Annotated in this window: 9 protein-coding genes; all 9 read right to left on the bottom strand. The window is 58.7% G+C overall.

Going from position 1 to position 10,615, the window contains the following annotated elements:
- Window positions 1-786 precede the first annotated feature (786 nt).
- Entirely contained in the window at window positions 787-1,170 is a 384-nt protein-coding gene (locus tag FSO04_RS43785) for a VOC family protein (protein WP_154567556.1), read from the bottom strand.
- Window positions 1,171-1,222: 52 nt separating this feature from the next.
- Window positions 1,223-2,110 (bottom strand): S-formylglutathione hydrolase, encoded by an 888-nt coding sequence (gene fghA, locus FSO04_RS43780; RefSeq protein ID WP_154567555.1) that lies wholly within the window; start codon window positions 2,108-2,110, stop codon window positions 1,223-1,225.
- 46 nt (window positions 2,111-2,156) lie between these two features.
- The gene (locus FSO04_RS43775; protein ID WP_154567554.1) at window positions 2,157-3,263 is read right to left on the bottom strand and encodes an S-(hydroxymethyl)glutathione dehydrogenase/class III alcohol dehydrogenase; all 1,107 of its coding nucleotides are present in this window, start codon (window positions 3,261-3,263) and stop codon (window positions 2,157-2,159) included.
- 25 nt (window positions 3,264-3,288) lie between these two features.
- Window positions 3,289-4,011: an enoyl-CoA hydratase/isomerase family protein gene (locus FSO04_RS43770; RefSeq protein WP_154567553.1), complete on the bottom strand. Its 723-nt coding sequence runs from the start codon at window positions 4,009-4,011 to the stop codon at window positions 3,289-3,291.
- A complete protein-coding gene (locus FSO04_RS43765; RefSeq protein WP_154567552.1) occupies window positions 4,008-5,177 on the bottom strand; it encodes a CaiB/BaiF CoA transferase family protein in 1,170 nt (389 codons plus the stop codon). The genes FSO04_RS43770 and FSO04_RS43765 overlap by 4 nt, the downstream gene beginning before the upstream one ends.
- Before the next feature lie 41 nt (window positions 5,178-5,218).
- Window positions 5,219-6,661: a short-chain fatty acid transporter gene (locus tag FSO04_RS43760; protein ID WP_233465429.1), complete on the bottom strand. Its 1,443-nt coding sequence runs from the start codon at window positions 6,659-6,661 to the stop codon at window positions 5,219-5,221.
- A gap of 103 nt (window positions 6,662-6,764) precedes the next feature.
- Window positions 6,765-7,880 (bottom strand): aromatic ring-hydroxylating oxygenase subunit alpha, encoded by a 1,116-nt coding sequence (locus FSO04_RS43755; RefSeq protein ID WP_154567551.1) that lies wholly within the window; start codon window positions 7,878-7,880, stop codon window positions 6,765-6,767.
- A gap of 81 nt (window positions 7,881-7,961) precedes the next feature.
- Entirely contained in the window at window positions 7,962-8,978 is a 1,017-nt protein-coding gene (locus FSO04_RS43750) for a PDR/VanB family oxidoreductase (RefSeq protein WP_166618385.1), read from the bottom strand.
- Between the two features lie 179 nt (window positions 8,979-9,157).
- Window positions 9,158-10,090: a LysR family transcriptional regulator gene (locus FSO04_RS43745; protein ID WP_154567549.1), complete on the bottom strand. Its 933-nt coding sequence runs from the start codon at window positions 10,088-10,090 to the stop codon at window positions 9,158-9,160.
- Window positions 10,091-10,615: the final 525 nt, after the last annotated feature.

Genomic DNA, 10,615 nt, shown 5'->3' with positions numbered 1-10,615 from the left:
TTTGCGCCAGCGCTCCCACATTACCGCTTTCTGGCTTTCCGTGTAGTAGATCCGCCGTCTCTGTTTCATTTCAATACCTCCGCTGCTCTGGCAGCCTAGGGTATTGCGTCGACCGGTTGAATCCAAGGTCGAACTGGGCCGCTCAAAGTCACTTTGCCGGGTCTTCTCGGGCGGCGATAGTTCAGGGGGTGAAATGACAGGCGCAAGGCCCGTCAGATCATTGCTGTAGCAAATCTGTAGCACACGAAACTTTCCCCTCTTTGAGCATCGCCGACTGCTTCGCAGTCCCAGCTCGCGCGCGCCCATCCGACGACAAGCGGCCACAAACCGCCGCTCACATGCGTCGTCGGTCGGACGTTCAAGCGTCGGCTCCGCCCCGTAACCGGTCATCCAATCGTAAAGGACGAACGCTCATTCATCGGCCGGAGCTGACGTTCGGACATTAACCGTGCTATGCCTGCTCCCCGCTCTAGACCAGCCATTCGTCGTCGGCACCAAAACCAAAATTTAACACCTGTTGTAACTCGCAAGAAAATGCAGATCTGGTGCGGCGAGCGACCATGCACCAGCCTAAGGGCTCCCTCCGCCCTAAGGCACAGACGTACAGAAGAACTTCCGAGAAGCTCCTTAAAGAAGTCGCGTTCCGGCGCGCCTTCCAAGGCCCGGTTGGCGAATTTAATGGCGAGACACTACCGCGCCAACCAACAGGGTTGATGACGAGACGGACAATGCTGGCGATCGCCGGCGGGCATACATAAATGCCGCGCCGGCGCAGCAACAGGACGCTCAGACCGGCTTGAAGCAATACACCGCAAGTTTGTTACCGTCCATATCGCGCACATAGGCTGCATATGCGTTTGGTGCCCATCCGCGCGGACCGGCCGCGCCTTCGTCACGAGCGCCGGCATCCAGGGCCGTGGCGTAGAACGCATCCACAGAAGATCGATCGGGCGCTTCGAAAGAAACGGTAACGCCGTTACCAACGGTCGCTTGGTTCCCATCGACCGGCTTCACTACAAAAAAGGACGGAGTTTCCTTGCCCCAGATCGATCCATTGTCGCCGAGATCGGCAATGCGCTTCAGCCCGATCTTGCTGAGCACGCTGTCGTAAAACGAACGTGCTTTGTTGAGATCGTTTGTTCCTAAAGTCAAGTGAGTAAAGACTGCCATATACGTCTCCTTTGAGAGTGAGAGTGGGTTGAGTTTGACGAAAAATGCATTGCTAACCTGTTGGGATTCTTTCTTCTGAACGGCACAATTCTGTCGAGAAGATTTTCGCGTGATGAGCGATGTGATCTTCGATGAAAGTCGAGATGAAGTAATACCCGTGGTCGTAGCCCGTATGACGGCGCAACATCAGCGGCTGTCCCGCGGCCTTGCAGGCCACTTCGAACACGTCCGGATTCAGTTGCTCGGCGAGGAATTGGTCCGCGAATCCCTGATCGACCAGAATCCCTTCCGCGAATTTGTGCGACGCTTGCGCGACCAGTTCGCTAGCGTCGTACTGCTTCCACGCCTCACGGTCATCGCCCAGATAACCGCTGAACGCCTTCTCGCCCCAAGGGCATCGCATCGGCGCGGCAATCGGCGCGAACGCCGACACCGACCGATAGATCTCCGGATTGCGCAGCGCCAGCATCAACGCGCCATGCCCGCCCATCGAATGCCCGAAGATGCCCAGACGCGCACCGTCCACCGGCAGATTCGCGAGCACCGTTTCGCGCAGTTCGTCGCGCACATACGAGTACATCCGATAGTGCTTCGCCCACGGCTGCTGCGTCGCGTTGACGTAAAAGCCCGCGCCCACACCGAAGTCCCACGCCGCGCTTTCGCCCGGCACGCCCGCGCCGCGCGGACTGGTATCCGGCGCGATGAGCGCAATGCCGTGCTGAGCCGCGAAGCGCTGCGCGCCCGCCTTGACTGGAAAGGTTTCTTCCGTACTGGTCAGACCCGCGAGATAGAACAGCGCGGGCACGTTCGCATTGGCCTGCAAGGCCTGCGGCGGCAGATACACCGAGAAGCGCATCGGCAGACCGATGGTCTGCGAGTCGTGCCGGTAGATCCGCTGCTCGCCGCCATAACAGGCATGCGACGACAAGAGTTCAAGCATCGCGATGCTCCTTGCTGTGCTGGTTCGTTGACGCATTAGTGCCGCGTTAGTACAGCACGACCGAGCGGATCGACTCGCCCTTCTTCATCAGATCGAAGCCTTCGTTGATGCGCTCGAGCGGCAGACGGTGCGTGATCAGATCGTCGATGTTGATCTTGCCTTCCATGTACCAGTCGACGATCTTCGGCACGTCCGTGCGGCCGCGTGCGCCGCCGAATGCCGAGCCCTTCCACTCGCGGCCCGTCACCAGCTGGAACGGACGCGTGCTGATCTCGTCGCCCGCTGCCGCCACGCCGATGATGAACGACTGACCCCAACCCTTGTGCGTACATTCCAGCGCTTGCCGCATTACCTTGGTGTTACCGATACATTCGAACGAATAGTCGGCGCCGCCATCAGTGAGTTGCACGATGTGATCGATCACGTTCTCGACTTCGTTCGGGTTGATGAAGTGGGTCATGCCGAACTTCTTCGCCAGTTCGATGCGGCCCGGGATGATATCGACACCGATGATCTTGTCCGCGCCGACCATCTTCGCGCCCTGGATCACGTTCAGGCCGATGCCGCCGAGACCGAACACCACTACGTTCGCGCCCGCCTCGACCTTCGCCGAATAGACGACCGCACCGACACCCGTCATCACGCCGCAGCCGATGTAGCAGATCTTGTCGAACGGCGCGTCTTCACGCACCTTCGCGACGGCGATTTCCGGTACGACGATGTAGTTCGAAAACGTGGACGTGCCCATGTAGTGAAACAGCGGCTTGCCGTCCAGCGAGAAACGCGACGTCGCGTCGGGCATCAGCCCCTTGCCTTGCGTCGAACGGATCGCCTGACAAAGATTGGTCTTGCGCGACAGACAGAATTTGCACTGGCGGCATTCCGGCGTGTACAGCGGAATGACGTGGTCGCCCTTCTTCAACGTGCCCACGCCCGGGCCGACGTCGACGATCACGCCCGCGCCTTCGTGGCCGAGAATCGCCGGGAAGATGCCTTCCGGATCGGCGCCCGACAGCGTGTAGTAGTCGGTATGGCAGATGCCCGTTGCCTTCACTTCGATCAGGACTTCACCGGCGCGTGGCCCTTCCAGATCGACTTCTTCGATCGTCAACGGGGCTCCGGCTTTCCATGCGATGGCTGCTTTGGTTTTCATTGGTTACCTTTAAAAAGCTGGCGCATTAGCGCTCGCTCATGTACGCGAGGATGCGCGATTTGAGTCCGGGGCGCGACGCGGACCGAACCAGATCGGCGAGATCCTGATCCGGCCGCTCCCTTTCCAGTACGCGATACAGATGCTGTTGCGTCGTCGGATCAAGCAGTGTGGCAACCTGCAGCGCTTCGGCGACTGCATCGGCGCGTCCGTCTGCTTCGACCAGCCTCGTGACGAGGCCAATATCCGCCGCCTCCGTTGCGCTCATCTGCCGGGTCTGTTCGAGAATTTCGCGAGCCTTTGCATAGCCGACGACGTCGCCAAAACGCCGCGTGCCCAGCACAAGGCCAAAGCGCAAGCCTGGCATCCGGAAACTCGCATCGGCCGCGCTATAACGATGCCGGCATGCCGCAAAGAGATCGACACCGGCGCCGAAGTTGCGTCCATGGGCGAACGCAACCGTCAGACAGGGGGACGACGCCACGAGATGAAGCAATGTCTCGACCCTCACCAGTCGCAATAGCAGGTCTGCGTCGCTCTGGCTATCCAGGTCACCCTGATCGAAGCCCGCACTGAAGTTCCTTCCCACGCCCTGGAATACGAGCATTCTGGCGCCACTCGCATGCGCGTCGCCCACGCCCTGCAACAGCGCTTCGACAAGCGGCGAGTTCAACGCATTCATCTTGTCGGGACGGTTCAACGTGAACGCCCAGGATTGCGCGCTTCTCTCGATTTGGAGCTGGTCCGTCATTGTTTCTCCACTGCATGGCGCGCGGTGATACCGGCAATGATCTCTTCCGAATGTTCGCCGAGCCCCGGTGGCGCACGGCGTATTGGCAAGCCGTGCCCCGACAGGTTGATCGGCGATCCAAAAGTACGAGTCTCGACGCCGTTGGGCAACGTGAGCGGCTGGACCCACTGCATGTGCTCCACCTGCGGATCGGCGAGCACATCCGAATAATTGTTGATCGGCGCACAAGGCACGCCGGCCGCTCGAAACTGCTCGAGCCAGAATGGCGCGGGCTCGTCGGCAAAGATTGTCTCGAGCATGAGTCTGAGCTGGTCCTGATGACGCGCGCGATGGCTCGGCGTGGTGAAGCGGTCATCGTCGGTCCACTCTGGATGACCGAGCACCCGGCATACAGCGGCCCATAGAGCGTTGTTGCCGGCGGCCATGCCGAAGTAGCCGTCACGGCAACGAAACACCTGGTACGGCGCATTGCGCGGATGAGCCGAGCCCATTTTTACCGGATCGCGACCGCTGCCGAAATACTCCGACGTCTGCAACGCGGCAATGCCGAGCGTCGCACCAAGCATCGAGATGTCGATATGCGAGCCCCGACCCGACTGCGCGACGCGCCGCAACTCAGCCGCAATCGAAAATGCGGCATACAAACCCGCAGAAAAATCGGCTAGGGGCACACCGCATTTGACCGGCGCACAGCCCGGCTCACCAGTGATACTCATGATGCCGCTCATCGCCTGCAAGGTCAGATCGAAACCACCTTCCTGAGATCGCGGCCCACTCTGTCCATACGCAGAAATGGAGCAATACAGCAGGCTAGGATTGATGCCTGCAAATGCGGCATAGCCAAGGCCTAACCGGTCCATAACACCTGGGCGGTTGTTTTCGATCAGCACATCGGAGTCACCTATCAGCGCTTTGGCAAGACGGACGTCTTCCGCGTCTTTGAGGTTCAACGTAATCGAACGCTTGTTGCGATTCAAAGAAGCGAAGTTCTCGCTGAATCCGTCCGTGATCGGCGGCCATGAACGCAACGAGTCCCCGCCTTCCGGATGCTCAATCTTGACAACGTCTGCGCCCATGTCGGCCAACAGCATGCCGCAGAACGGCCCCGCTGCCACATTGCATATCTCGATGACTCTCACGCCCTCGAGTGCGAGCTGGTTATTCATTACTATTCCCATGGAATGTCAGTAGGCGCTCGTGCGCAGAATCACGTACCGGCGAAAATCGGCACGATGAACAGATAGACGAATCCGACAAAGCTCCCGGCCGTCAGAAAGATCACCAGGGTGAAGCCAAGCACCCGCTGCACGCCGACGCCCGCGATTGCCACTACGGGAATCGCCCAGAATGGTTGAAGCAGGCTGCCCGCCATCTCGCCAGCGGCGATCGCCATGGACGTGCCGGGCAACGATGCGCCTAGATGCATGGCCGCAGGAATGGTGAAAGGCCCTTGAACCGCCCAGTGGCCGCCGCCGCTCGGAATAAACAAAGTAATCAACCCCGACGCGAGATAGCTAAGGAACGGCAGCGTAGCCGTCGACGCGACATGGATGTAGGCATTGGCGACCACTTCCGCGAGTCCCGTTGCGGCCATGATTCCCATGATTCCGCCATAGAACGGATACTGAAGCAGCATCGGACCGGTCACCTTCGCCGCCTCGGTCACCGCGCCGACATAGCGACGTGGGCTTCCATGCAGACACAAGCCCGCCAGCAGAAAAATAAAAATCACAGTGTTGATATCGAGGCTGACGCCATGACGCGTCCACTCAATGGCGAGGTACGCCGCGCCCGCCACGACGAACACCAACGCACACAGACGAGAGCCTTCGAGCATGCCGGCGAATGAGTTTGCTCGCGACGAGTCGCCGAGATCAGGGGTCTTGTCAGCGGCTTCGAGCGCATCTTGCCCGGCCGCGATGATGTCGCCCTCTGCGGGCCGCATCAGAATGAAGATGACGGGGATTAGCACCATCGCCGCAAAGCCAGTCAGCAGATTCCACGTTGAAAAAACCGTATGAGACAAAGGCACGACGCTGTGCGTATGCTGCTCAACCAGATTCAGAGGATTGCCCGGAGAAGCAATCGACAACGCGATCGAACTGGACATACCGGTGAACGCCCACAGCACCCAGGAACTGTAGCCCGCTGCGACGAGCCAGGCGAAGTCCACGCGTACGTGCTTTGCCACCTGCTTCGAGAGCATGGCGCCGACCACGAGTCCGAAGCCCCAGTTGAGGAACGTCGCAATTGCACCGACTGTAAACACCAGAATGACAGCCGAACACGGTCCGACCGCAAGCCGGCTGAGGCGTTCCAGACCGGACTTGATGATCGGGGCACTCGCTAACGCATAACCGGTCACAAGCACTAGCACCATCTGGAACGCAAACGTGAAGATGCCAAAAATCCCCTTGTACCAGCCGCTTAGAATTACGTCTGGTGTGGCTTTCGGCGCGAACGCTATCGCGAATAACGCGGTCATGACGGTCAGCAGGATAACAATCACGAAGGGATCGGGCATCAGTCGTTCGAAGAGGTACACGCACGAACCGACCGCGCTTTGCATCAACGACTTTCCCCCAAGCCGGCCATGTGATGACGGTGGCGATGCGACGCCTAGCGGCGCCGAAGTTTCATGAGTTTTCACGGTTTGTCTCCAGGCATTGAGCCAAATACTTATGGTGTGCCGGACGTTCGCTCGCACGTGGCGGGAGCCGGCACCCGCCACGCCGTCCACGTGAAACAACTATTCAGGTCGTGACCGGCTCCTTGACGGCGGTCGGTCTATCGGCTGGCACGATCTGCAACTCTCGCTCTTTACGCTGAAGGCCCATCAGGATCTGGCGGGCGCGACGCAAAGCCTTGTCAGTTTTGAGGAAGAGTTCGGAATATCCGTCGTCCGGAAACTCCATCATTGTTTGCTGGCGCTCCAGCGCCCACTGATCCTGTGCGACAACTTCCGGGAACATTTCCGCGACGCGTTGCGCCGTTGGCATCGTCGGGTCGCTCAAGGTTCTGTGCCAGTTCTTGCACGACACGGTCCAACGCCAGACCAGATTGCGCTCGTCGACCGGCAAATGGAGATGCAACAGTGTGTATCCGCGCTCCTTGTCTGTTCCGAGTTCACCTGGCGGCGCAACGCGCATCACGACTCGCGTGAGTCCCGGGGTCACCATGCAATGCGTATGAATCCGCTCTACCGTGTCGTACAGAAACCATTCCTTCAGATACGGCGGTTGCTGGTAGCTGTCGACGTGTCGGGTGGTTTTTACATACGTATATCCTTCGCTTTCGCCTTCTTCCAGTTCCACCGGAATCTTGCTGTTCTCCTTGTCGCCGATATTGCCGTCGTGCAATGGATAGAAATGTGTGATGTCGAGCAGGTTTTCGATCAGCAGAAGATAATTGGCGGGCACGTGCAGTGGGCCTGGAGAACCGATCGAAAGATTCGCAGGATCAAGAATCTCCGGCGTGCGCGGTGGCGCCACGCGTTGCGCCGCTGCGGGGTTGCCCAGCCAGATCCACACTACGCCGTCCTGTTCCTTCACCGGGACCACGCTGAGACGCGCTTGCGAAGGAATTGCCTTATCCGGCTGGGAAGGAATCGCAATACATTGTCCGCTCGTGTCGTAGCACAATCCGTGGTATGCACACTCCAAACGTCTGCCGTCGAGCAGTTTGCTCTGCGAGAGCGGGAAGCGCTTATGGCAGCAACGGTCGTCGAATGCGACGACTTCACCTTTATCGGAGCGCCACATTACGACCGGCCGTCCGACTATCTTGTGTCCTTGCAATTCACCCTCGGGAAACTCGGATGAGAAACCAATGGGATACCAGCAATCCTTAACATATTCGAATGTGCTCATGATAAAACCGTCTCCAGTGGGTTTTTTTGAGCAAGCGCATTGCACTGCGCCGGCTGAATGTGAAGAACCAGAAGCGCTGAACTAAAGGTCGAGAACAATTGACGCGCTCTTTGCACGACTGCAGCAGATCATGATGAATTCTTCCCGATCGTCTTCATCGAGCACCGAGTCGCGGTGAAGTGGGTCACCCGAGAGATAGCGGGTCATGCATGTGCCGCAATAGCCTTCGCAGCACGAGGTGTCGACTTCGACTCCTTGCAGTTTCAGCGCATCGACGATCGTCTCACCCGGATGCACGGTAAGGCGCTTCTTCGAGCGCGCCAGTTCGACTTCGAACGGCGTGTCGGGATCGTCGCCAGCTGTCCGCACCGGCGAGCCCGATGCGGAGAAACGCTCGCAATGGACAGCGTCGCGCGGCCAGTGTCCGCTTGCCGCTTCGATAGCGTCCATGAGTCCTGCTGGGCCGCAGTAGTACAAATGCGCACCATCTGGACGGCTTTGCAGGGTCGCCTTCAGATCGAGTCCCTTGCTGGGGTCGCCGTTGTCGTAGTGGATCGACGCTAGCCCGCTGGCAACAAGACCGCACAATTCACGCGTGAAAGCGGTTCGTTGCGGCGTGCGGGCGCAATAGTGCAGATGAAATGCTTCGCCGCGACGCTGAACTTCGGCGACCATCGACATGAGCGGTGTGATTCCAATCCCGCCGGCGATGAAGATATGTCGGGTGGCTGAATTCGACAGTGCAAAATGATTACGGGGCGCGGACACAGTGACGATCTGCCCGGCTCGTAACACATCGTGCATCGCCACTGATCCGCCTCGGCCGAGCGGATCACGCAGCACGGCAATCACATAACGATGACGCTCTGTGGATGGATTGCACAGCGAATACTGGCGAATCGCGCCGTCGGGTAAATGAACGTCAATATGCGAACCCGGGGTAAACGCAGGCAACGTGTCGCTGTCCACGCTAACAAATTCGAACGCATTGATGTCGTCCGCCAGATAGGAGACGGACTGCACGCGCACCTGCAGTTTCGAGGGCGCAATAGAATCCTGGCGCACGAGTGGGGCTTCGTGCAGAGTGACTGCATTCATGTCTTCCTCCATATGCTGCTCTGGATGGCAACTTCGGTGGCTCGGATCGTGTCGATCAGCGCGCCGTTGCTTTAGAGAAAGAGTAGATGCGTCGACCTATAAGAACAAACGAGTAATTTTCGAGTGCATACATCAACTTTCTTGAACTGATTTGTTGCAACGCAACATATTGCGGACACCTATTGTCTATCGAAAGTGCTCACCTCGCGGGCGAGTTCAGCCACGGTCCGGGCCAGCGAGAAGGAGTGTCCCTGGGGAAAAACGGCGACAAACTGGACAGGTTCGAGTCGTGGAGACGTTGTGACGATTTTAAGCCTGCCGCTTTCTATTTCGCCCGCGTAATATTTTGCTGGCAGGTACGCGACGCCCATACCAGCCATCGTCATTGAAGCCGCCACTGCTACGCTTTTGCAGCGCGCGAGATAACGGCCACGCACATGTTCATTCTGGAACCAGTCCTCGATCGCCGAATAGTGAAATGACTTCGGCTTCATCCCGATGATCGGGTAGCCCGCCAGCTCTGCCGGGCCGTATACGCGATCCTCAAGCCCCAACGCGGGGCTCGCCATCCACTCGAAGGCAACCGCGCCAAGCGACAAGGTAGAGAGCTCTTGCGCACGCGAATGACCGGGCGCAAGGACAAGCTCAAGTTCGGCTTGCGCAAGGCTTTCCATGAGCTCTGCTGTGAGCGCCTCCTCAATTTCAAGGCGTACGTTGGGATAGCGCTCCGCGATGGTGCGTATCAGTTCAGGCAACCACGTTGTCGTAATGACTTCGGCGACACCAAAACGCACCGTGCCGAACATCGATTCCGGCGCAGCGATGCGATGCTCGAGTTCTGTCGACAAATCGAGAATTCGGCTGGCGTATTCCATCAGCTCCCGTCCCCTCGGCGTGAGCCGTGCCGTTCTGTGGGTACGATCGAATAGCTCAACGCCAAGCGTGCGCTCGAGTTCGCGCACCCGCATGGACACTGCGGACTGTGTTGCATACAACCTCTCGGCAGCCGCCGAAAAACTGCCTAGCGTTACCGTCCAGAAAAAGGTCTCCAATTGTTGCAAAGTCACGTTTGCCTCCGCACGCTTCGTATCGAGGAAGTTCAGCCAGATCATTTCTGGTCAGTGTACGCAGTGGCGCGGCATCCGTAAGCGGTGGAAAATCCTGGTGCTTTGCTAAGGCTGCGCGAGGGTTGCATGCTCGACGGGCCCCTGGATGTCGAGCATCCTCAACGCCAGCTCATTGAGACGCTCGTTCGAACAGTGTGGTAAGTGAGGCTTGGCGAGGCGAGAGGCGTCGCACGCCACTGGTTCGCGAACTAACGCTTTATGGCATCCGGCTGGGACTTCGCTTGACCGGTTCGGGCCGCAAGTACGCATCCGCTTATTCGCGGCTGCCGATCCGCGAATGTCGGGAAAGTGACCTGTAGCCGCCTCATCGATGCCGGTACCTGATTGTCGTGTATGGCCGAACACCCGTCTCCCTATGCGAGTCGACGAGCGACCGTTGTACCTCTTGGATTCAACCGGTCGACGCAATACCCTAGGCTGCCAGAGCAGCGGAGGTATTGAAATGAAACAGAGACGGCGGATCTACTACACGGAAAGCCAGAAAGCGGTAATGTGGGAGCGCTGGCGCAA

This window comes from Paraburkholderia madseniana (assembly GCF_009690905.1).
GTDB classification, from domain to species: domain Bacteria; phylum Pseudomonadota; class Gammaproteobacteria; order Burkholderiales; family Burkholderiaceae; genus Paraburkholderia; species Paraburkholderia madseniana.
This window is presented reverse-complemented; position numbering and strand designations above follow the sequence as displayed.